This is a genomic window from Pseudoalteromonas obscura (assembly GCF_030135505.1).
Lineage (GTDB): Bacteria > Pseudomonadota > Gammaproteobacteria > Enterobacterales > Alteromonadaceae > Pseudoalteromonas > Pseudoalteromonas obscura.
The window spans coordinates 779,330-803,685 of record NZ_JASJUT010000001.1; the positions used below are offsets into that span (position 1 = coordinate 779,330).

Sequence of the window (24,356 nt, forward strand, 5' to 3'; positions counted from 1 at the left end):
CACTCTGTGTACCACTTGATTCAATATATAATAATTAAACCATTCAATGAGAGCGGCTTAAACAGCTAGGAGTCCTCATCAAATAATCTTGATTAAAACCCAAAGCTCGCATATTAATGTTTACTCTTCTAATAAAAATAATCATAAACAAAGCTAACAAAAGGCCTCAACCATTACAATATGAAATTTAAAATAATGAAAAAATCAATATTTGAAGCTAAGAATCCTCAAACGTAAATATTAAATAAAGAAAAACATCCGATTAATCTATTAACTTATCCAATTTAATAAAAAAATCGTTGAATGTTGCGGACATATCTTCTGAGTGCTCTTGTATTTTCTGAAGATCTTCTTTCGCGCCGTCTAGCGTTTCTCGTAGGGTTTGCTCTTGCGCTTCACTCATACCAAAAGAGACTATTGAATCTTCAACGTCAAAAATAAGCGTTTCAACAAGCTCTTGGCATGATTGATTATAGTTTTTAAAAATAAGTTCAATGTCTTCTAAATCTTTACTCGCTACCTGACTGAGCTCTCTGAGCCCTTTATTCTTTGCCTGAATAGCTTGAATGTTGGTTTCTAAACTTTTTAACCTTGCATCAGCTCCTCTAACCACCAGTGCCAAGATGTCATTAAACCTCCCATATTTCTCGTCGTCATCAATGGGCATGTTTTTTATTAACAATGAGCAATATGCACTATTGAAAAAGCTTCGCTTTTCGATATTAATGACGGTTTTACTCTCTCGCCCTTTCTTAAGAAGCTCGCTTTCTAACGGGTTAATGACGCCAAAGTTACAAAAATCTCTGAACTCACCCAATAATCCCAACTGCACAGACGCGTTTAAATCCAAATTTCGACAAACAGCTAAAATTGCGCTCGATAAATCAGCTAAGGTGTTACATTGGTAGGAATTTTCAATGAACTCAAGACATAAACCCAGCTCACTACAGCTGGTAATGGCTGTTAAGGTAACTTCTTCAGCCGCCTCGCAATTTACTTTTAAGGTGTCAATTTCGCTACTGAACTTGACCAATCTATCAATCCTAAAACTAAGTTCATCTGCGTCAAACGGTTTAGTAATGTAATCATCACCGCCAGCTTTAAACCCTTCAAGCTTGTCTTCGATACAATCTTTTGAGGAAACAAATAAAACCGGGGTGTCGGAATTAGAAATGTCACTGCGGATCGCTTTGCACACCTCATAGCCATTCATACCTGGCATCACAACATCCAGCAAAATCGCATCATATTTGCGTTCATGAAATAACGCCAATGCCTCCTCACCGTTATGCGCTGAGAAGTAGTTATGTGATTCACCAAGCATTGTTTTTGCAATATCATGGTTAACTTCATCGTCATCGACTAACAAAATTGAGTACGACATACGCCCCCCAATAGACTCTAATCTCGATACTGCTGAGAAATATCAAAAAATAAATTTTCTTTTTCCAAAAACTCATCCAACAATTCAGGATCAAAATGACTTCCCCGCCCTTCCCTCATGATCGCAATTGCTTTGTCATGCTCCATCGCATCTTTATAAACTCGCCTACTAATTAATGCATCATAGACATCTGCTATCGCCATCATCCGCGCGCTAAGTGGGATCTCCTCTCCTTTCAACCCTTCTGGATAGCCCGAGCCATCCCACTTTTCGTGATGATAGTGCGAGATTTCCTTCGCAGTTTTTAAGAAGCTATTGGCCTGACCGAGTGCAGACTCGGCAGTCTCTATGGCGTTGCGACCAAATACGGTATGGTTTTTCATGATTTCAAACTCGTCAGCTGTAAGCCGACCTGGTTTGAGCAATACATTGTCTGGGATCCCTACTTTGCCAATGTCATGTAATGGGGCAGACTTATAAAAATTATTAATGACCTCTAAAGTGAGTACTTTTTTATATTTTTCCTTCTCGCACAAAATAGTTGCTAACAATTTTACGTAGAGCTGTGTACGGCGAATGTGATTTCCGGTCTCTTGATCTCGTGTTTCAGCTAGGCTGGCCATTGCCTGAATGGTGACATCTTGAAGGCGAGACATTTGCTCCGTGCGCTTTTGCACTTCTTCTTCCAAATAATCGTTTTTGTTTTTTAGAATGTCTTTGGATTCTTTGTTCAATAAATGTGTATTTAGGCGAGCAAGCAGTATTGGCGGACTAATTGGCTTGTTAATGTAATCACATGCACCCAACAAAAAACCTTTTTCTTCATCTTCAACACTGGTTTTTGCAGTTAAAAAAATCACCGGGATGTCACTATATACCTCGTGCGACTTTAAGTACTTGATCACCTCGTACCCGTTCATCTGTGGCATAACGACATCAAGGAGAATGATGTCGACCTTGTTTTTCTCAACCACGGAGATAGCGGCTTCACCACTTTTTACCGCTAAGACACGATACTTATCTTTGATAATTTCCGTCATGAAAGCCAAGTTTTCCTTCACGTCATCTACTACCAACACCGTTTTAAGCTGTTCCATAGTCTCTTCTATTGAATTGTTAGACAATTATTCATCACACACAAAAATATAGGTCTATTATTACTGAAACGCCAAGCATGGATTGGATTAGATGAAAAGTTTAAGAGTCAGCTTCTTTATCACATTCTCAATAATGTTGCTGGTCAGTATTGGGATTGGGTTAATGTCCTATTACGTCAAATCAGAAGTCAGTGCTTTGACTGATAAGCAGACCCAACTTTTTAAGCTGACAGAGCTTGCTCATGAACTGAAGCTGAGTTCAGACAATCTGACAAATTTTGCAAGAGCCTATGCAGTAACAGGCAATGATAAATGGCAACAGCTTTTCAGTTACACTTTGCTAGTGCGAGACGGAAAGGTTCGAGCGGACAATGCCAACACCTATGACTATTGGGATAGTCTAGCAGCTCCTCACTCCAGCGTTCCTGAGACGATCCGAGTAAACGATGGACATAATATAATTGAGCGGTTTCAACAGTTGGGTGCGCAAGACTTTGAACTTTTGCAAATGCAAAATGCGCTTTCTACTTCCAATGCTCTGGTTAGCCTGGAACGCCGGGCCTTTAATGCCATAGAAGGCATACACAAAGACGAATATGGTAATTGGGTTAAAGACGCAGCACCAGACTTAGTGAGCGCTCAAAAAATACTCTTCAGCGATAACTACCTAGTTGAGAAATCAAAAATCATGTCTGCTATTGGTGAGGCACACAGAGCTATCACCAACCGCCTCAATGCCGAACTTGAGAGTCATCAAAATAGTTTAAACAATACCTATTTGCTCAGAAATATTTTCAATTTAATTTTACTTATTAATATCGCGTTGTCTTTTTACCTACTTTGGAAACTCTATATAAACCCAGTTGCATCGATTCAAAAACAAGTAGTGAGCAATGTAGAAAAAGGTAATTATAACTTTGTACTTGATGAGTCGGTGAAAGGCGACCTATCAGACCTTTCAAAATCGATGAACAAACTCCTGAATGACTTGTCCGAACAACTTGAATTCAACACCATCATGAAAGACTTTGGATTGGCACTCAGGGGGAAAAAAAATCCCAACGAGCTTGGTGAAGAGCTGTTGCAGTTTTTAGAGCAAAGGCTATCAGTTCCCCTATTAGGACTGTATGTTTTTGAAGAGCAAAAAGTACTCACGCGTGTTGCTGGCACCGGTTACAGCTGTAATTGCGCGAGAACATATAGCAACTACGACTCCATTCACTTTCATGTATTAAGTACTCAAAAGCCCTACTCGATGAAGTTTGAAAAGGAACAGTATGCCATTGAGTTAAATGGAGAAAAGCTCTCGATAAGCGAGTTATACTATTTCCCCTTGGTCGTCAGCAACGACAGCATTGGTTTATTAGAACTGGGCAGCTTAGTTGAGCTAACTGATCAAGATTATAAGTGGGTGAAATCGGTTATTAACGATTTGGCAGTGAGCCTACAACTTACGCAAAACATCGACTTACAGTCCAAGGCCGAAAAACGTATCGTAGAGCAACTTGAGCTCAACAAAAAAATTCTCGATGCCATTCCAAGCCCAATGTATTACAAAAACAGCTCTGGCAATTATTTAGGTGTGAATAGTGTTTTTCATCAATATTTCGGGACTTTCGATGCGGATGTGTTGGACGCCACTACAGAAGATATTTTTAACTATGAGATTGCCCAAGTTTTTGAGCAATCACACCAAGATTTACTAGACGGTAAGTCAAACCAACACTACGAAATAAAAATTGATAATGCGCAAGGTGATCCCCGCAACTTCATTGTTTATGAAGCGGTATTTACCAATGCCGAAAACGAACTTGCTGGTGTAGTTGGTTTATTACTTGATGTAACAGAGCGCAAGCAAATGGAACTCGAACTGCGTCTGGCAAAAGATAAAGCGGATGAAATGAGCACTGCCAAAGGAGAGTTTTTGGCAAATATGAGCCATGAAATTCGCACGCCAATGAATGCAATTATTGGCATGAGCCATTTGGCGCTTCGCACGGAGTTAACAACCCAGCAATCCGGTTATATCAATAAAATAGACCAAGCAGCTAAGAGTTTACTCGGTATAATTAACGACATTTTAGATTTTTCTAAAATAGAATCAGGCAAATTAGAAATTGAAGATATCGACTTTTCTTTGCAAGAAGTAATGGATAATGTTGTTAATATTAACGTCATTCGTATGCAAGAAAAAGGCTTAGAAATGCTGTTGGACATTGCGCCTGACGTACCTATTAGCCTTGTCGGTGATCCACTTCGTTTGGGCCAAGTCCTAATTAACTTATGTGGCAATGCCATCAAATTCACAGACCGTGGAGAAATTACCATTTCGGTCACTAATCTTGAGCAGCAAGATGATCAAACTACCTTGAAGTTTACTGTAAAAGACACTGGTATTGGTATGTCTCAAGAGCAGCAAAGCAAGTTATTCAATGCATTCTCACAAGCAGATGGCTCCATTACTCGCAAATATGGAGGAACCGGGCTAGGACTGAGTATTTCTAAAAAGCTGGTGGAATTAATGGGAGGCACTATTGGTGTTAACAGCGAGCAAGGCCAAGGTTCTGAGTTTTACTTTACAGTTCGCTGCGGGTTGCAGTCGGCCAAACTGACCAATGTCATTTGTCCCGATAGCCAGTTAGCCGGTAAACACGCATTGGTCGTTGATGATAATGAAAGTGCACGTGCAATATTGACCAATCTGCTCAAAGCAATGAAGTTTACGGTCACTTGCGCGGCAAGTGGCTCAGGCGCAATTGAGCTGGTACAAGGCAGCAAATTTGACATTGTTTTCATGGATTGGAAAATGCCAAATATGAGCGGAATTGATGCCATCAAACACATTCGTTCACTTGAATTAACACCTGAGCCCAAATATGTACTTGTTACAGCATACGGCACCGACATTGGTATGAACTCACAAATCCACGACTTAATTGATGCCATAATTCTCAAACCTGTTAATGCGTCGGTTCTGTTAGATGCCATTATGGAGTCATTTAACTTAGCAAGTCAGCCTAGAAACGGCGATGTGTCAAACAAAGACAGCAGCGTGAGACATTCATTCGAGAATCAAAAAGTGTTACTTGTTGAAGATAATACGACAAATCAAGAAATTGCCAATGAGATGCTTAGTTCCCTAAATTTAGACGTAACCATTGCAGATAACGGCCAGATTGCCGTTGATATGGTCAAAAATAACACGTTTGATATCGTACTCATGGACATCCAAATGCCTGTTATGGACGGTTACTCAGCAACCAAAAGAATACGTGAATTTAGTCAGTTCGATGGGTTACCAATTGTCGCCATGACAGCCAATGTCATGAAAGAAGATTTACAAAAATGTAAAGCTGCGGGCATGAATGATCATATTGGTAAGCCCATTAATTTCAATCAAATGACAGAGACCTTACACGCACATTTGTACAAATTGGCTAACCAAGAGGACACCTGCCAGCATCAGGTAGTCGAGAGCCCTGACGACAAGCAGCCAGAAGTAGAGACTAGTGCAAAGCAACAAGAGACCAAGTTAGATGGAGTTGACATTGAACGGGCAATAAAGCGGTTGGGAGGCAATGAAAAAGCTTTTTGGAACATTATTAAAAAGTTTGCTCGAAATCAAATAGAAGAAACCATTAACCTCAATCAAGCCCTTGTCATTGGCGATATGGAACACGCTGAGCGTATTGCTCATTCTCTTAAAGGGGCCAGTGCCAATTTATGCATTGATGAGCTTTCCAAGCAAGCTTCAGACATCGAAGCAGCAATCGCCAATGAACAAAAGGTTGATACAAAAGACGTTGAAGTACTTACTGAATACTTAAGAGGACTACATAAAAGCCTAAGTGAACTACAAAGTGATGATAAACCAACCCCCTCAGCCCCCAGCACGTCAAATATTGTGAGTTTTAAAGTCACTCGTGGGGACTTCTTAGAGCTGGAAGAGCTATTGCTCAGTTGTGATACTCAATCCGTTGAAAAAGTTTATGAGCTCAAAGCTAACCATAAAATTGATGAGTCTACTTGCATTGAACTTGTGGAACTCATTGAAGATTTTGAATTTGATCAAGCCAGAGAAGTGATTTCGCAATTGTTAGAACAGTCGGCTTAGTTAATCCCCTAAAACAGGGCCAGCCTCATAGAGGCTGGCCCTATATCTTTATTTAATCACGTGTAAGCCGTTAGCCCAAATATAAATTTGCTTATCATCAAAGTAGGCTAATCGCCCTTCGGTCTCATTCATTGAGAAGGTTCGAGACCACAATTTATAACCAGTCACCTTATCATAGCCGGCCAACTCCGCCTTATTTGAAGAATACCGTGTTCCCATTCTGATGGTATCGCGACAGGCATTATCTATACACATGCCATTCGATAGGACTTCTTCAGCAATTCTCTGCGCTATATAACGGCTAGTCTGAAAGTATTTTAAATTATCGCCATTTTGGTCGGCAACAAATGCATAGCTCGAGTACTGCTCAACACTCCCGTACTCGCTCGTTTTAATGACATGGTGAATCAATTCAAACTCAGGGTCATCATCATTATTAGCCCAATAAACATCTAAAATATCCTCTTGATAAATACTAAAAACTTTCTCTTGCCAAGAATGAACCAGCTCAATATCGTCTTTAGTCACTTTATACACACCTGACTGACTAAATCTATAGCCATTGTCTACCTTGGATACCGCTTCAGCATCTGTGGAGTGAGTCCAGTGTGGAGAGTGCAAATAAACGTAAATTAAGCCATTTTTGCTAAATTCAGGATGTGGAGACACGTGCTTTACATATTCTAATTTCTTAATTTGACCAGCGTGTTCATTGATCAAAAAGTGACGTCGCTGAGACCCCATCATTTCAGGCTGCCTGACTAATTCTAATCCATCGTAAGCTGCTAGCACATAACCGCCTTCATATCCGCTATAGGGTATAGAAATACGTTTTTGTTCTACTCTATTAACATCATATAAAATGTACTCAGAGTCAGCCTTCTGATAGTAACTACCGTCACTTCTCATAACCATATCGTTTCCATATCCAAGCGGAAAATGTCTATTTTTAAGGGTGCTTCGCTCATCAATAATATCTGTGTGTCCATACACATTAATCATAAGACCTCCGTCATTAAGCGGTATAACCCGGCTACCTATATGGTATCTGTCGTCTGTTGAGGTGTATGGGTAACGAGTGCTTAAATTACTTATGTATTTAGGCTCGATTTTATTATCTGTAAGGCTGGCTGCAATATAGTAACTGTCAATGCTCCCATTAGAAATATACCCATGCTTAAGAAGCGTAGATGAAATGGCGTCTTGACTTGACACAAAATGTTTAAGAATAAGCTCACGAGCTCCGTCACCATCTATGTCAGATTGACCAATTATGGTTGAGTTGTTGATATTAGGTGTTACTTCAAGCCCAGCAACATAATTATAGGTGTTCGCTATAAAACCTTGTTTTATTTGGTCATATCCAACGAGTGTTAAACCATTATCAGATTGAAACAATATACCGCTCGTCCCATTTGAGTCATCCGCTATCGCAAAAGCATCATGATAGAGGCTGCCAAATTCACTGGTATCTAGCTGCTCTTTTTTGATAAGACCACCTTCTTCATAGCCATACCAACTTAAATATTGCTCACCCGATTCATTTTCCCCTAACGTCAGCAATCCTTCACATACCCCGTTGTTATCCTGATCAATAAATAAGGTATTGTCTACTGTACCTCGATTCCACTGATAATAACCTTGCTGATGAACTTCAAAGTCTGTTAATGCGTTATCTTTATAGCTAGAAAGCACTAATTTAACTTCATTTAAGGTTGGATTAGTTGCAGAAAAAACAAGTTCTTGATTGCCATCTCCATCGAGATCACACGCCTTCCATGACTGCCCGGTAAAAAATGTTAAGTCGCTTGGCAATTGATATTCACTGCGCACATATGTTGCGTCAAATATTTCTATACGATTGTTATCAATCATGTTGGCCACTTCCAATGTACCATCCCCATTCAAATCAATCAGTCTTGGTGCTGAGCGATAACTGGGTGTCGTGACTTCAAAAATATGGTTAACATCACCTGAACTTTGAAAGCTCTCGTATTCCGCAGAAGTACCGAGCTCATTAGCATATAGATAGACCATAGATTGCGTATCGTTAGAAAAGTTCACATCAAGTACAGAGCCTTTGCTCGATCGAGATAATAAATTTGTATCCACTTTAAGTTGGCCATCTTGCAAAGTTAGCCAATATATACCGTTTTTATAGTCGTCAGAAAAAGGCAATAACTGAGCTGCTTTGTCAGCCCCAACTGGCCAAAAACGATTGTCAGTTGGATTGTCTCCTGTGAAGTGAAATACCGAACTTACCTTCGTATTTGTAGGTATCGCAACTTCCCCCAATACAGTTATGGACTTGTTCTGCTCCTCATCGATAACCTCTATCGAGTAATGGACTGTATCGGCAAAATGATAGCTTTCATCCAATTGACCATCCCATGCGATACCACCCGAAGCAGAAAGCGTCATAGATTTTGGTCCAGATGTGAGTTTAATTATGTATTTATCGAGGTTTTCTACGTTTAACTGCGCGGAAAACAACTCACCTTCTGTCAAATCCCTATTTACAGAAATATCAGCTTCAAGCGATAACAGCCCTCTTTTGGCGCCTGTCACGTAAACTTGTTCCGAAGCGGTAGCAGTATTGCCAAAAGAGTCTGTTGCATTTAATGTAACCGTGTATACACCTGAAGATTCAAACGTATACTCATGTTGCCACTGCTCACCTTCTGAGAAAACTTCACCTAATTCATCGGCAATAGTCCATTTTAACTGCGACAGATCATAATCTGTAGCTTTGAGCTCAGTCACCTTCATGGTATGAAGTTCGTTCGGTGATACTACATTAGGTACTTGAATAGCTGGAACATTAGGCCCAGTGTCTTCGCTAAGGGATGAAGGAGAAAAGTGCTCAAAAGGTATTTTGAGCATGCCTGTGGTAAAAGGCTCATATGACGAGTTAACATGCTCTTGATCAAATGGACCATATAACGAACTACCTGAATTCAACAGGCTTAATATTAGATAGTTATTATAGGAGTTTTTAAAAGAGATCTCTGCATCGCCCGATATTAACGCCGGATAGGCACGTCCATTGTCTGTTGTACTAAGAATGACTTTGCCGTAATCAGGCAAATATATATGATTATACGTCTCACCAGAAGCGGTAAACTTTTCATCGACCCAAGCACGCGTTTTGCCTGCTTGGCCAAAAACAAAACTCGCCTCAAGTAACGATTCTTCCATAGACTGCACTATGTACCCAGTCACAGTATAGGTAGCATCAGACTCGACGTCTTGTACTGAAAATGTTGGCGAAAATTCGGATGCAATTTTTTTGGGCGTACCTCGAATAGTTTTGATGACATGCATTTTCAAAGTGCCATTGGATATTAGTGGCCCAATTTTGCAGTTATTAATCCTCACTATATAACTGGATTTAAGGTTGTCTGCATCAATCGTTGGGAGTTCAATGGATCCCGATTCGCAGTTCTGAGACTCTGGAAGCATGTAGTCTCTATTATAATATTTAAAGAACTTGGGGTGGCCAATTGAAAAACCTCTGGCATCGTCGTACAGAATAAAATTTTTTATATCATTCCAATACACAGCTTCGTGGGCTACCATGGCAAAGTTTTTAGTATTAATTTTAGCGACTTCTAAACTGCCACCGTAATTGGCTTCCAATTTAAGCTTACCATCTTTTGACGGAGTACCCAGATTATCTTGAAAACCAAACTCAGAGGTAGCGGAGCTTTCTCCTCCATCTCCACCGCCTCCACAACCCACCATTAATAATGCAATAAAAATACCCAGTGTAATTGGTATTTTACTAGAACAACTCATCACACACCTGCAAAAAATATAATATCAACGCAGGATTGTACACAATAATTACACACCATCAACATGTAAGCTTAAAATAAATAAAATATTAAATAAGTAATATTTTATGTGTTAAATACGTAACATTTGCTACTCAAAAATCAACCAAACGAGATTAAATAACATAAAAATCATTATAAAATCCTACTTAATATACTCCATAAACTTAGAGCCGAGCTTATTTACTACGATATACATTGTTGACTATTTGAGTACCTGAGAAATCAAAACTGAATGTGCCAATGTGTTCAAGGCCAAGTCGCTGGTAAAACAAATTCGACGTATTCTCCACCCATGTATAAAGCCAAAATTCAGCGCCCCAATGACGTTTCATTTCAGTCAATAGTTTTTTTCCAATCCCCTGTCCTTGAAACGCATTGTGAACATAAAGTTTTTCTATCTCAAATCCGTAGTCACGTCCCTGATAATTAGACTCAAAGTTGACTACCGCAAAGCCGACAATGGCATTATCTCGCTCATATATCATTACTTTATACTTAGGGTTATTAATTAATTGGCTAAAGTACTTGGGCGTAAATGTCGTTAATGCAAAGTGCGCATATTCGTCACGCATACCATCTGAAGTATACGTCGTTAACCACACCTGCAACGCGAGTGCAGCAAGACTGTTTATATCTTGAAACTGAGCTTTTCTAATCATAGTGATGAGGTTGTCCATTATGTATGTAGGCGCTGAATATTTTTCACGTCACTTGGCTCTGAATTTCAGGTACCCGGCAGTTACATTCGGCTTAATCTTGATTATCAAGGACCACGACCTCACCCAGAAACCCCGCATTGGCTACTGTGCTATAACTCAACGCATTAGGCCCGGCGTGCATAACTAAATCGTCACCATCGAGTACGCCATTGTTATTGCTATCTTGATAGAGCGCGCCTATGTGGGCAAACTGCCCATTTTGACGGTATCTAACCGCAATAAAATCTCCTGGCAAAATGTCATCACCCCACTTCAACTTTGTATCTGAACCTGTAAATCCATGTAACTTCGCTTTGTGCTTTAAATTTGTCACCAACCAAGCTACATTACGATCAAATACTTTGTCATTGTCCTTTATCGCATTTGCAGCCATTAATACATCTGCGCAATCAACCCCTAAATAATGCTGGCTTTGGTAAGGTATAGACCCGAAAATGGCCGGTACATTAAAAAAGCTACTCAGCACACCCAAATATCCCTCGCCTTGAGTGAATGAAACTCGAAGTACCTGTTTATCTAAACCGCGATGATCGTTATTTTCTAACCCCATACTTTTACGGCGGCGGCCATCTTTGCCTACCACTTCAACTTGGAACCAAAAGCTACCTACATTGGCATGGTAGTAGGGTGAATCAAACACATTATTCTTACTTAACCATGTTCCTGATACTTCTATTTCAGCCAAATTATCAAACTGATTGAGATGCTTTTTATAGTAGTTTACTTTGCCAAACCCGGCCCACTTATAAGGATTTTCCTCCCATGGGTGGTTGGCGTTTTTGTAGTATTGGCTAGTATCAGGAATGATTTGAAACCACCTCACTTGCTCCTCAGCCAATACGTCAACTTTGAGCTTGATCCTTTGTCCTGTTGGTGACGACACGGCTTGCCTAACTTGCCATGACTTGTCCGCTACTGTCTGAGAATATATATCCACAGTTGCAAAGGTATTTGAACTAAAAAGTAACCAAAATAGACCGAAAAATTGGCAAGCTTGCTTCCACATCGCCATTTATTTACTCCTTATGTAAATCAACCAAGATACCCTTTAAAGAGATAATTTAACCAGCGTATATCTTCCTCACCTAAACATGCTTGCTGGTGTAGTTCAGGCTGATGAATGATGTCTTCGTAAACATGTGCCAATGCTTCAACCGTCAATTCTAACCATTCTTCTTTTTCATGTTCACCAAAGTCCACGTCATTAAATGATTCGTCTAATAATGGATCATACTGTTGCTCTGACGTTTCAAGGGCACGGTATAATCGGCTCAAAACCGGGTTTATCAATTTTACTGTATCCGCCTCAGAAAATTCCTGTAGCACTTTATCTTGCGCCTCTTCAATATGCTGATTGAGCGCGACTTGCGTATACTTTTCTCCTAATGGGCGAATACCATGTTTGTTTAATAAACCCGTAATACTAGGCAGTGCCGCTTTTGCAGCAATAGCCGCACCAATTGCAGGGTTCACAAAGGCGGAGAGTCCGCCTATGAGCAACATGCCGTAAGTGAGTTTTGTATCTAACTTATCTATATCATTTGCTAGCAGCTCTAACCGACTTACCTGCCCTTCCTGCTGTTTTCTTACTAAAGATTCAGCTTGTTCTGACAAAATATTTGTTAATAAAGCTTCAGCATGTTCATTGGCAAAGTGAAATACTCGGCGTTTTGGTAATGCGTTTACTTCTGGTACACCGTCCGGCAAGTTTCTTAAAGTATGTAAGGCAACTTTGTGCTCCCCCAATTCAAAAGGGATGACAAAGTAATGCTTTTCGTCATAGCCTGACAGTTTCGATTTGTGGCACGAGGCTAAAAAAGGCAGTCCCGCTACCGAGTCTTTAAATAGCGTAAGCTGCTTATTTATATTGCCTTTTAATTGAGTGGGTTGCTTAACCAGTAAGCGCAGTGTGTTTAGTAGATTTTTATGCACTTAGCTACCTCCTTGTACCAAGTGGACCACAATCGGCTCTTGAACAACTATAGAAGATAGTTTAGCTCTTTCATTGACTTAGTTGGTACAAATTCCGTTATTTGATAGTCAGCAATACCTGTTTTATAAAATGGATCTTCGTTTAAAGTTGCTTCCAATGATTCTTTAGATGTGGAAGCAGCTAAAATGACACCGCCGGTACGAGGTTCAGTTGGGCCTGACATTAAAAAAATACCATCGTCATAGCACTGATCCAAATACTCAATATGCAGCGGTAAATACTTCTCTACTTCTGATAATCCAACGAGATAATTAAGCGTGACGATAAACATGGCGAGTTCCTTTTGTTATTTATTAGGCACAATTTTTGTACCCAAAATAGTAACACCAATATCCAATTGTTAGTACCTATTTTAACACTGATTAATGTATCAACCGAAATACAACTTGTATAGAGCCACTTCACATTTCCTTACAACTTATGGGGCTTTAACATTCGTGATACTAATCAGAATCTTGTGCGACAATTTGTCACATCCCTTGAGGCTAGTTTATTACATATAATCCAACCATTATCCCCAATTAAATAACAATTCATGCTAAAAATACTGCTCGCATGGCATCGACGACTGGCTCTTTTATGCGTAATTCCATTTGTAATTTGGACGCTGTCAGGGCTACTGCACCCCGCAATGTCTCATTTTGCAAAAGCGCCACACATAAAACCTGACCCAATCAAAGTTGAATCAAATAAATTACAAAACTATATACATTTGAAAGACGCATTAAAGCAGCAAGGTGTCCATCACTTCAGCCATGCTAGTTTGGTAGAGTTTAAAGGAAACTACTTCTATCAAGTTCAACAGCAAATTGATGACGGCACAACGGTGCATTACCTCCCTTTATCAGCAACCAGTGTCAGCTTAAATGATGTTGATTATGCACGCTACCTAGCAACACAATGGACCAATCAAAACGTTATAAAGAGTGAACTTGTCACACAATTCAGTTCTGCTTACCCTGAAATAAACCGGGTATTGCCTGTGTATCGATTGCACATGGACAGCGGGAACAACATATATATAGACACATTAGGCAAACGCATAACCGCGCACAATACACCACTGAGAGAGTCGCTGTCTTTCTGGTTCAAACAGTTACATACATGGCAGTTTGCTGGTGATAGACACAGCCTATGGCGCATCATCCCCATGCTGATAATCAGCATCGCGGTATTGGTTATGGCCATTTTTGGACTGCTTTCTTACAGTGTGTTGTGGTCACGAATTAAAACAAAACAACTTAATAGACGGTCGTTACATAGGGCTTCAGGGTTGGCTTTAAGTTTGTGTATGCTCGGGTTTGCGAGTAGTAGTACGCACATTTTAATTGATAAGTTTTTTTTGCAAGAGTTTAGAGATCTTTCACCGACCAACCAAATTGCCACAAACGCCATCCATCATGATCCTGTCAAAACGCTGGCAATAGCAAATGGCCATAATTTCCAGTTGGTCATTATTTCAGGTCAAGTCCTAAGCCAAATCGTATCGTACAAAAATAATTCGATGCACTTTACATATTGGCAGAATAACCAAACTCAATATGACGATAAAGCTTTCGCTCAGAGTGCGTTGCTCAATCAATTAAATATAAAGGGCACGCTCACACACAGCAAAAAAATTGATAAGTTCGGCCCAACATATGGTTTTGTTAACAAGCGGCTACCAGTGCTACAACTGAGTTTCGAACAATCTCCAGAGGTGCGCTATAGCATAGAACTCCATACCGGTTACATTGCCGCAGTTGACGACACGTTGCAAAACGCTCGTAGTTGGCATTTTGGCTATTTACATAAGTACCACTTTTTAAACCCTTTGGGTAAAGATATTCGTGATAGCATCATTACTCTGATCTGCCTCGGATTAGCATTTATTGCCTTATTAGGTACTTCAATGTACTTTTCGAGACTGCTGCGCCAACGTCGGGCAAAAATACATCGCAATATACAAAATAACGAAATATTAGAAATAACTAAGGAACAAGCATAATGAAATCTGGCTTTTCTTATTCACTCATTGCCATAGCGCTAATGCAGGCAGATTTACTGTACGCACAGCAACAGGCAGAGGATATCGAGCAGATCATCGTCACAGCAAGTAGAACAGCCAAAGCCAATACGGATCTGGCACTGAGTGTCGGCAGTGTATCCACTGATATTATAAAAAATGACAATGCACAACACGTATCTGAGTCTCTAGAAACTATTTCAGGTGTATTGCTCAACCAGCTATCTGGTGGACAAGGACATAACGCCGCGATACGGATGCCAATAAACTATGGCGGTTACACGCTATATCTACAAGACAATGTGCCTTTGCAATCCGCTGCATTTTACAACCACAATGCACTTTGGTGGGCAAGCAGCAACTCGTCAATATCTCGCTTAGAGGTGCTTAAAGGTGCCGGGACCAGCCTGTATGGTTCCGGTGCAGTTGCAGCAACCGTTAATGTTATTTCAGCACCCATCGGTGAAGGTAAAAATGAATTGGCTTCCACGTTAGGCGAACATGGCTACCAGCGAGTCAACGGCAGCATTACTCACGAGCTCTCAAACTCAAATGGTATTCGGATCAGTGGTGCCTACTTAAATAATGAGGGCTGGAGAGAGCATAGCAGTGTTGAAAAAGCGGAGTTTAATGTCCTCCATGAGCTTGAGATAGATGACAAACAAAGCCTTAAAACCAGCTTGATCACTTCAACGCTAGATCAACAAATGCTAAACGCACTCACCGAAGAGCAGTTTAACCTAGATCCATCACAATCTGGTTTGCCCGATGAAGTACTAGCCATTGATCCTAGCCGTGCCACCGATTACGTTCGATTGAGCTCAGAATATAAATATGAAGATCACGACTTTTACGCGTCGGTGATTCCTTATTTACGCTATCGTAGTAACGATTATATTGCGACTTGGCAACCGAATATGCCGAAGATCGAATCAAGTGTTAGAACGGTCGGTCTGTTGGCCTTAACAAACTTTAGACACAATCCGGATTTTGAAACCACGATAGGCATCGACCTAGAACGCTCAGAAGGTGATGCTTACTCCTATCAACCAACCACCAGAACTACAACTGGTTGGGGTGCTGCAACCTATCCGCAAGGGCATGTTTTTTATAATGATTCCACACGTTTTGTAGGGGTATCTCCTTACATTCAACACCTAGGTAAACTCACTGAACAACTAAATTATTCAATCGGGTTAAGATACGACAACAACCAATACGACTTTGACAATACCTTGTCTGCTTACGATGATGATGGATTTGGTAATCGTTCAATCGCAAGTCGCAGTGATACTTTTGAACACTTGAGCCCTAAAGCGAGTTTAAACTACCTACTCAGCGAACAGTCCAGTGTTTATGTTCGTTATGCCAATGCGATTCGGATCCCCACGGCTTCTGAGATTTACCATTTAAAGACCAAAGAAACCAGTTCACAATTGGACTCAATCAGCGAGGAAACATCCGATACATACGAACTAGGCTACAAAGCAAACTTTGACAAACTCTCTATAGAACTGGCTTATTATATTATGGATGTTAAAGACGCGATTGTGACAGCCTATGATGACTTTGGCGCAAGCTTTCGCGTCAATGCCTCTGAAGTGAGGCATCAAGGGTTCGAGATCGGTGGGATTTACACCTTTTCACCTGCGTGGTCGGTGGCGCTGGCATATAGCCAATCCAATCATGAATTTCAACACTATGTACAAGATGCAGGCAGAGTCGATTTCAAAACGAAAGAAAGTAAAGAAGTCGATTTATCTGGTAATAGTTTAGTCATGGCCCCAGAGTACATTGCTAACCTACGCTTAAATTACGCAAGTCAATTCGTGTCAGGCCTCAATATCACAGCTGAGATTAAGAGTATTGGAGACTACTGGATGAACTCTGAAAACACGCGAAAATATGATGGCTATACAATTGCAAACCTCAAGGCCAACTATCAAGTCACTGAGGCACTCAAGCTACACGCGCGATTGGCGAATGTCACAGACAAAAAGTATGCCTTACAAGCTGAGCTCAGATATGGCAAAGAGCGAATCCAACCTGGCGCCCCACAAATGGCTTATGTGGGGCTGAGTTACTCATTTTAACTGCCCATAAAAGCTGTAAGTTTTCCTATGCCCAGTAACTTTTGGGCATAGGCTGCTTATCCATCAGAAGAAAAGTAAACCAGTACATTCTCAAAACTTCAAATTAAAACTGCTTGCGAGTAATACATAACAAAGATAGTATATAACAAATTAATTATATTCATATTCAAAGCGAGCATTGATATGAAAGTACTCTTTTTATGTACCGAGAACTCAGCGAGATCGCTGATGGCAGAAGTTCTGCTAAAACATCATGGGAAAGGTAAATATGAGGTTTACAGTGCTGGGACAAAACCAAGCGGTGCTGATCCTCGTACTCTCGCTGTTCTTGAGCATTTTGGGCTCACAAGCCAAGGGCTTAAATCACAACACATAGACGAATATGACAACATGCATTTCGATTACGTGATAACCCTATGTGCCAGTGCAACCAAGGAGTGTGAAGGCAGAGTCAATGGCGTAAATTGCCTAGCATGGGATATAGATGAACCAAAGACTCGCCAATGTGACAACCCATTTGAAAAAACGTTGCAAGAGATCAATGAAAAAATACAATCTCTCCTCATAGATAACGCCTCTGAAAAGCCAGCTACCATAGAGCCCATGGCATTTTATAAGGCACTTGCAGACGAAACTCGGCTTAAGGCTTTACTTATCATTGCAGTAGAGCAAGAAGCATGTGTCTGCGAACTTATGACCGCACTGGACGAACCCAGCCAGCCTAAAGTGTCACGTCACCTCGCTCAATTGCGAAAAGTAGGTATATTATCCGATCGTAAATATCATCAATGGGTGTTTTACTCTCTCAACCCTACACTGCCCGAGTGGATGAAACACACGATCACGTCAACAGTTATCAATGAACCAAATTTCATAGAGCAAGAACTGGCACGACTAAACACTATGGGAGACCGCCCTACTCGTTATTCAAACTTGTGTAGTTAAAAGGTATTACAGTGGGAATTTTTGAACGCTATTTATCCATTTGGGTCGCCGTAAGCATCGCCACAGGGGTTGGGCTTGGCTTAGTTTACCCAACAGTTTTTGAATCTATCGCTGCTTTAACCTTCGCTAAAGTCAATTTAGTAGTCGCGGTGCTAATTTGGGTGATGATCTACCCCATGATGGTGCAAATTGATTTCTCTACCATCAAAGAAGTCGGTAAAAACCCCAAAGGGCTGGTACTCACTGTCGTGATAAATTGGTTGATAAAACCATTTACCATGGCAGCCCTTGGATGGTTATTTTTTGAAGGCATTTTTGCCAGCTATGTCAGCCCACAAACTGCACAAGAGTATATTGCAGGTATGATACTACTGGGAGTTGCTCCCTGTACTGCCATGGTGTTTGTTTGGTCTCAGCTGACCAAAGGTGATGCGAATTACACTTTAGTGCAAGTCTCAGTCAACGATGTGATCATGATATTTGCCTTTGCGCCGATTGCAGGTCTGCTTTTGGGCGTGTCGAATATTCATGTTCCATGGGATACCTTACTTATCTCAGTTTTACTTTATGTCTTATTACCGCTTGTAGCTGGTATTGTGACTCGGAAAAAACTGAATGGCTCGAATAAAAATGAAGCTGCGATTAATTCCTTCTTGGCGAGGCTAAAGCCGTATTCAGTCATTGGCTTATTGGCAACTGTGGTACTGCTGTTTGGATTTCAAGCGAATACCATTATTTCACAGCCGATGAACATAGTCCTGATTGCAATTCCGCTCATTTTGCAAACCTATGGGATATTTTTTATCGCCTATTTTGCCGCTTTAAAATTGAAACTTAGACACAATATTGCTGCACCAGCTTGTCTGATCGGTACCTCGAACTTTTTTGAACTCGCTGTTGCTGTCGCGATCTCTTTATTTGGATTGCATTCAGGCGCGGCACTGGCAACCGTGGTTGGCGTTTTGGTAGAAGTACCTGTAATGCTGTCTCTCGTTGCTATCGTCAATAAAACCAAACATTGGTTTAACCCATAAACTCACGAAGAGACTGTTATGCAAACACACCCTTTTGACAAACTAACCCTGAATAACGGCGGGACGTTCGTTTTCACTCCATGCCCTGGCACAAAAGAAGTGTCATTAATCCAAGCTGTCGAGCAGCTCAAGTCTGCTTCAGTTCAAGCGATTGTCACTTTGATGTACGACAGTGAAATGGAAAAAAACGGTGTACAAGGACTACCACTTGCCTGTGAAAAGTTCGCGCTGCAGTGGTTTCAAATGCCTCTGCCAGATGACGACGCCCCTAACCAAGACTTTACTGATGCTTTCAATACACATGTCGATGCAATCTTATCCATTGTAGAGCAAAAAGGCACTGTCGCGGTCCACTGTAAAGGTGGCTCTGGTCGAACTGGGCTGGTCATTGGGCTGCTGATGAAACGTCTTGGATACGATAACCAAGCAATCATTGAGCAAGTACAAACACTCAGGCCTAAAGCGCTTAAACACCCGGTGCAAAAATCCTTTTTTGATAAATTCTAGTTCTCATCTGATTGATATTTAATTTATGTGCTATGCACTGATGAGTTTCGGACTAAAGGTATTAATTTGGCGTCACGTTACGCCAAATTCATACCTTCACCAAAGAGGCATACCCCCTCACAATCATGTCCTACTCAGCGCTCTGTTACTTTAGGTTCATCCCAAATATCGTATTTGTCCCCTTGCCACTTTAACAAAGCAAACAAGTAAGCTGTCATTAACATAAGCAAGCCACCTACCAATGCAGCTTCACTCACGAGCCCCATACAACAGAATATAAAACCTGACATATGCCCTAACCACATGATACGTTTTGCTGTTTCTCGCTTTGGTCTAAGCTGTAAAAAGTTGAGCGCGAACCAAATTTTTAAAATAATTGGAAGACCTTGCCAATTTTCCGAACGTCTATTCATTGTCATTTTCTCCTGATTCAATATTGCGATACTGACATTGAGTGCAGCAGCAAGGCATTTCTGCGATTCCAAACTCGCGTTTCCACCAGCCTCAATTCGCTGAATAGTACGAACACTCAAACCTGACATTTGAGCTAATTGCTCCTGGGAAAGGCTGCGACTTAATCTAAGTTGTTTTAGAACCACGGTTTTACCTCTTGCTTACTCATCTTGGAGAGTGACTGATATTATCATCTGTCGGTCACGAAATGGTATCGACACCACCCGACAATAGCCCGACTCTTACATGACAGGTGTTAAAAAGACACATTTTTAAAATAAATAGCATACCTTTCAGTGGCTTTGCATATGCGGCTAAACATCAAACTTGATCCAGCATGATTATTAACCGTCGTTTTTCTCATCAAATTCCGCTAGCATAGCTGCCAATTTATAATAATTAAAATAGAGGGACATATGATCCAAGATGGTTTTTCGTTCATCGCATTCTTAATGTTTGTGTCGAGTATTGTGATTTGGTATGAGGACAAATATAAAAGTGGGCCTTTTTTCAAATATGTTCCAGCTGTCATTATCATCTACTTTTCAGCGATGGTGATGTCAACGCTGGGCGTATGGGAAATGACAGACTCAGTCAAGCAAGCCCGTGGAGAAGTAAAAACCGCTATATTGCCAGCAATGATTTTCTTAATGCTATTGAGGGCTGACCTACGCGACATTGTTAAACTTGGTCCTAAACTATTGGGTACTTTCTTTGCTGCAACTTTAAGCATTGTACTTGGTTTCATTATTTCTTTTGCACTATTCCAAAGCTATTTAAGTGACAATGCCGCGCTTACTTTCGGCGCTCTGGCAGGCAGCTGGATAGGCGGAACTCAAAATATGGTTGCTGTACAGCAATCTTTGGGGCTGAATGATGCCGGAATGGGATATACCCTATTGATCGACTCGATAGATTACGCAATGTGGATCATGTTTTTACTGGCATTGGTGCCTTTTGCACATAAATTTAATGCTTGGACAAAAGCTGATACCAGTACGCTTAATGAACTGCAACACAAGCTCACCTTGTCTAATGATAAGATTAGAAAAGAAACTACTTTTCCAGATATGATGCTACTGCTCGGCTGTGCATTAGGTTTGTCTGCACTGGCCATCTACGTATCAGGTTTATTACCACATAACGCAGTGCTCACGAGCACAACATGGAGTATTATGTTAGTGACCTTAGCTGGTGTCATTTGCGCTATGACGCCTCTTGGAAAAATTCCTGGCTCTCCACAGCTTTCAAATGTCTTGCTATATACACTTGTTGGCTTAATTGCGGCCAACGCAAACTTTGCAGAGTTAACTCAAGCACCGGCATACATCTTAGCTGGCTTTGTCATCCTACTTATTCACGGAGTGATCCTCACGACCATTGCCAAAATATTTAAACTTGATCTATTTACCTGTGGTATCGCATCACTCGCAAACATCGGTGGCGTTGCGTCTTCACCCGTTCTTGCTGCAGCATATAGCCAAACCCTAGTACCGGTTGCAATACTCATGGCGCTGATGGGCGTCATCATTGGCACAGGGGCAGGCATAGGCGTTGCCTTACTGCTACAGGCCATGTAATTATTCTCATTCTGTGGTGAGTACTAGCTCACCACAGCATGAAAATTAGGTAAAATTCAACCAACCGCAACATGCAAAGTTCCACAATATTTAAAAAACAAAAACACTGTAATTTAACCAGTCTATTTCAACGCCACATTAAAGATAATAATCTATATATTCAGTTCCGTTCCATCATATAGATGTAAACCTAACTCTTTAATAATTATGATTAAAGAGTAAAAATCAAAAGCCAAAACTGATTGCTTATTGATCACAAATTAAATCAATGTTAAAACATATAACAAATTGTAACCGATAGAAGCATCATTTAATTTTACTATTATAGTATTTGCACCTATGCGCAGATCAAAACTAAATAAAAAATTGCAATATACAAAAAATAAATATACTGAAATTTCAAATTAAGTTAATTTATATAAGGAAATATATATGATGATAAAGCCCTCTTTTTCCATATTCTTGCTTGGTATTATTTCATTCGATTCATATGCAACAATGGACTTGCAAAGCTACAAAAGACAGGCTCTAATCGATCGGCAGACTCCTGGACGCTGTGTAAACCCACCTCATATTATCGATTATTACCACCGTATAGACTTCGCGCAGAGCCACGGACTTATTACTTCTAGCGCTGCATCATGGGGCCGTATAGCTGGTTTCTACCCAGTCATTGATGTATTTGATTACACGATAGTCGCAGTGTGTAGCTTTGGTGCTAGGCCAAAGCTACAACAATACTAAAAACATAAATAGTTTTATTAGAATTTATGAAATATTTAATAAGGATATAAAATGAATCTTAAAGCTCTCTCTATTTTAAGCATATTGTCTTTCCAATCACACGCAATGATGACCTTGCCTGAGTTTATAGAAGGTGCGCAACACCCTAATGCACGGAGCCATGCCTGTTATAGCTATAGAGTACCGATGACATTTTCAGAGTATTTGCAAATGGCAGTATCTGACAGGCTTATTACACCCGATGTCGCTCGACAGGCCAAAAGTAATTACTACTTCCCAGTGATAGATATGTACGAATACAAGGCTGTGGGAGTTTGCCGAGTCAATCTTAGGACCTTTACTTCTTTGGATTAAATGTCGGAGACAACTGTTCAATCAGGAGTTTAGGTTGGTGAAAATTGTCCCTAGGCGTTAAATACCGAATAAACACAATTAATAAGATTAATTTACTTTTACAAAATATAAGGAAATCATTATGGCCATTAAAACCCTCGCTTTCGCTGGCGTACTTTCTCTACTTTCATTTGAATCGTTCGCCGCAATGGATATTGCTGAATATGAAATGAGAGCCTATCAGGACAATGGAAGCTCAGGACGTTGTGCCCGAGGATACCCTATCTCATATACTGAGCTTAAACAACGCATTGACTGGGCTTACAGCCGTGGGCTCATTACAGAAAGAGCGTCTTATTGGGGCAAAGCGTATGGCTACTATCCAGTAGTAGACTTCTTTGCCGACCGAGTCGTTGCTGTTTGTAGAGGCGCATAATTCAACAACATGATATTGAGAAAACGATCCAGTATTTAACTGGATATATGCAGCATGTCGCGGCGTGCTGCATATGCTCGATAAACTAATGTCAAATAGGAAAGACAATGAAAAAAACCATTTTGTGGGTGTTTTCACTTTTTTCCTTGCGTATTTAGCTTAATTGAATCTGCCACCATATGTGTGTCGATGCACCTAAATCGAGCTGCTTTTGATCGGGATATTCCGCCGCTATGCCGAATAGAGTTAATTTGAATTCGAACACATATTGACAACCTAATGCATAACCTTAGCACTGTTAGAGCGGTATTTTTTAATGCGTTTAAATCTGATAAGGAATAATAATGATGATAAAAACACTTGCACTAGCAGGAGTATTATCCCTGCTGTCATTCGAATCTTTCGCAGCAATGGACTTGGCGACATACTCAGATCGCGCCCGTATAGATGCCGAAATGCCAGGGCGGTGTGTATATAGGCCTATCCCTTACCAAGAATTAAAAATGCGCATTGATTGGGCATTTCATCAAGGACTAATTACCGAAAGAGCAGCTTGGTGGAGTAAAGCCTATGGCTACTACCCCGTTGTTGATATGTTTTCCCAAAATATAGCTGCTGTTTGCAAAGGCTAAAATCAATACTCCAGATAAACACCAAAATACAAGCAAACGAAAAATAACCAGTTATCGCTAAATGTTAAAAAGTAAGGAGATTATTAAGATGATAAAAACACTAGCATTAGCAGGGACGCTATCTCTGCTGTCATTTGAATCTTTCGCAGCAATGGACTTGGAAACTTACGAATATCGCGCCCGTATTGACTCTGATTTGGCTAGTCGGTGTTCAACTCGCCCTATCTCTTATCAAGAATTTATTATGCGCATTGATTGGGCATTTCATCAGGGGCTAATTACCGAAAGAGCTGCTTATTGGGGTAAGGCCTATGGCTACTATCCCGTTGTTGATTTTTTTGACCGAACTGTAGTGGCTATTTGTAAAGGTGTATAAAGCCAAAATCAATGACCCCTATAAACGTGCACACATAAGTACCTGAAAGTTAATCGGTCAGCACTAAAAGCC

The 24,356-nt window shown here is 40.5% G+C and carries 20 protein-coding genes; 12 read left to right on the forward strand and 8 right to left on the reverse strand.

The genetic code is table 11. The features are described from left to right. Positions 1-262: 262 nt before the first annotated feature. On the reverse strand, positions 263-1,384 hold the full coding sequence (locus tag QNM18_RS03370) for a response regulator (protein ID WP_284136340.1): 1,122 nt from the start codon (positions 1,382-1,384) through the stop codon (positions 263-265). Positions 1,385-1,401: 17 nt separating this feature from the next. Then, a complete protein-coding gene (locus QNM18_RS03375) occupies positions 1,402-2,481 on the reverse strand; it encodes an HD-GYP domain-containing protein (RefSeq protein WP_211009184.1) in 1,080 nt (359 codons plus the stop codon). A 91-nt stretch (positions 2,482-2,572) separates the two neighbouring features. Between QNM18_RS03375 and QNM18_RS03380 the strand changes: the two genes are divergently transcribed. After that, the gene (locus QNM18_RS03380) at positions 2,573-6,595 is read left to right on the forward strand and encodes a response regulator (protein WP_284136341.1); all 4,023 of its coding nucleotides are present in this window, start codon (positions 2,573-2,575) and stop codon (positions 6,593-6,595) included. Between the two features lie 48 nt (positions 6,596-6,643). Here QNM18_RS03380 and QNM18_RS03385 read toward each other — a convergent pair whose 3' ends face one another. The 5 genes from QNM18_RS03385 to QNM18_RS03405 all read right to left on the reverse strand — a co-directional run bounded on the left by QNM18_RS03385 (position 6,644) and on the right by QNM18_RS03405 (position 13,417). Continuing rightward, the gene (locus QNM18_RS03385) at positions 6,644-10,393 is read right to left on the reverse strand and encodes a PKD domain-containing protein (protein WP_284136342.1); all 3,750 of its coding nucleotides are present in this window, start codon (positions 10,391-10,393) and stop codon (positions 6,644-6,646) included. A gap of 217 nt (positions 10,394-10,610) precedes the next feature. Beyond that, entirely contained in the window at positions 10,611-11,093 is a 483-nt protein-coding gene (locus tag QNM18_RS03390; RefSeq protein ID WP_284136343.1) for a GNAT family N-acetyltransferase, read from the reverse strand. Between the two features lie 91 nt (positions 11,094-11,184). Beyond that, the gene (locus QNM18_RS03395; RefSeq protein WP_211009181.1) at positions 11,185-12,165 is read right to left on the reverse strand and encodes a hypothetical protein; all 981 of its coding nucleotides are present in this window, start codon (positions 12,163-12,165) and stop codon (positions 11,185-11,187) included. A gap of 20 nt (positions 12,166-12,185) precedes the next feature. After that, positions 12,186-13,085 (reverse strand): hypothetical protein, encoded by a 900-nt coding sequence (locus tag QNM18_RS03400; protein WP_284136344.1) that lies wholly within the window; start codon positions 13,083-13,085, stop codon positions 12,186-12,188. A 47-nt stretch (positions 13,086-13,132) separates the two neighbouring features. Continuing rightward, positions 13,133-13,417 carry a YciI family protein gene (locus tag QNM18_RS03405; RefSeq protein WP_211009179.1) on the reverse strand — a complete coding sequence of 95 codons (285 nt, stop codon included), beginning with the start codon at positions 13,415-13,417 and terminating at the stop codon, positions 13,133-13,135. 264 nt (positions 13,418-13,681) lie between these two features. Here QNM18_RS03405 and QNM18_RS03410 point away from each other — a divergent pair, with 264 nt between their 5' ends. The 5 genes from QNM18_RS03410 (at position 13,682) to QNM18_RS03430 (ending at position 19,730) form a co-directional block, all read left to right on the forward strand. Next, the gene (locus QNM18_RS03410; RefSeq protein WP_284136345.1) at positions 13,682-15,133 is read left to right on the forward strand and encodes a PepSY domain-containing protein; all 1,452 of its coding nucleotides are present in this window, start codon (positions 13,682-13,684) and stop codon (positions 15,131-15,133) included. Then, on the forward strand, positions 15,133-17,244 hold the full coding sequence (locus QNM18_RS03415) for a TonB-dependent receptor (RefSeq protein WP_284136346.1): 2,112 nt from the start codon (positions 15,133-15,135) through the stop codon (positions 17,242-17,244). Before QNM18_RS03410 ends, QNM18_RS03415 begins: the two co-directional genes overlap by 1 nt. A gap of 183 nt (positions 17,245-17,427) precedes the next feature. Beyond that, the gene (locus QNM18_RS03420) at positions 17,428-18,189 is read left to right on the forward strand and encodes a metalloregulator ArsR/SmtB family transcription factor (protein ID WP_284136347.1); all 762 of its coding nucleotides are present in this window, start codon (positions 17,428-17,430) and stop codon (positions 18,187-18,189) included. An 11-nt stretch (positions 18,190-18,200) separates the two neighbouring features. Then, complete coding sequence (gene arsB / locus QNM18_RS03425; protein WP_284136348.1) at positions 18,201-19,223, forward strand: ACR3 family arsenite efflux transporter; 1,023 nt, start codon at positions 18,201-18,203, stop codon at positions 19,221-19,223. Between the two features lie 18 nt (positions 19,224-19,241). Further along, positions 19,242-19,730 carry a phosphatase domain-containing putative toxin gene (locus tag QNM18_RS03430; protein ID WP_284136349.1) on the forward strand — a complete coding sequence of 163 codons (489 nt, stop codon included), beginning with the start codon at positions 19,242-19,244 and terminating at the stop codon, positions 19,728-19,730. A gap of 134 nt (positions 19,731-19,864) precedes the next feature. Here the strand turns inward: QNM18_RS03430 and QNM18_RS03435 are convergent, their stop codons facing one another. Next, entirely contained in the window at positions 19,865-20,272 is a 408-nt protein-coding gene (locus tag QNM18_RS03435; protein WP_465264051.1) for an XRE family transcriptional regulator, read from the reverse strand. A 327-nt stretch (positions 20,273-20,599) separates the two neighbouring features. Here QNM18_RS03435 and QNM18_RS03440 point away from each other — a divergent pair, with 327 nt between their 5' ends. The 6 genes from QNM18_RS03440 to QNM18_RS03465 all read left to right on the forward strand — a co-directional run bounded on the left by QNM18_RS03440 (position 20,600) and on the right by QNM18_RS03465 (position 24,284). Beyond that, positions 20,600-21,763, forward strand: a complete 1,164-nt coding sequence (locus tag QNM18_RS03440; protein ID WP_211009172.1) for a DUF819 family protein — start codon at positions 20,600-20,602, stop codon at positions 21,761-21,763. Positions 21,764-22,195: 432 nt separating this feature from the next. After that, a complete protein-coding gene (locus QNM18_RS03445) occupies positions 22,196-22,507 on the forward strand; it encodes a hypothetical protein (protein ID WP_284136351.1) in 312 nt (103 codons plus the stop codon). 51 nt (positions 22,508-22,558) lie between these two features. Continuing rightward, complete coding sequence (locus tag QNM18_RS03450; protein WP_023400520.1) at positions 22,559-22,861, forward strand: hypothetical protein; 303 nt, start codon at positions 22,559-22,561, stop codon at positions 22,859-22,861. A 121-nt stretch (positions 22,862-22,982) separates the two neighbouring features. Next, positions 22,983-23,276 carry a hypothetical protein gene (locus QNM18_RS03455; RefSeq protein ID WP_211009170.1) on the forward strand — a complete coding sequence of 98 codons (294 nt, stop codon included), beginning with the start codon at positions 22,983-22,985 and terminating at the stop codon, positions 23,274-23,276. Positions 23,277-23,620: 344 nt separating this feature from the next. After that, on the forward strand, positions 23,621-23,908 hold the full coding sequence (locus tag QNM18_RS03460; protein ID WP_284136352.1) for a hypothetical protein: 288 nt from the start codon (positions 23,621-23,623) through the stop codon (positions 23,906-23,908). Positions 23,909-23,996: 88 nt separating this feature from the next. Beyond that, positions 23,997-24,284, forward strand: a complete 288-nt coding sequence (locus QNM18_RS03465) for a hypothetical protein (protein ID WP_284136353.1) — start codon at positions 23,997-23,999, stop codon at positions 24,282-24,284. The last annotated feature ends 72 nt before the right edge of the window (positions 24,285-24,356 follow it).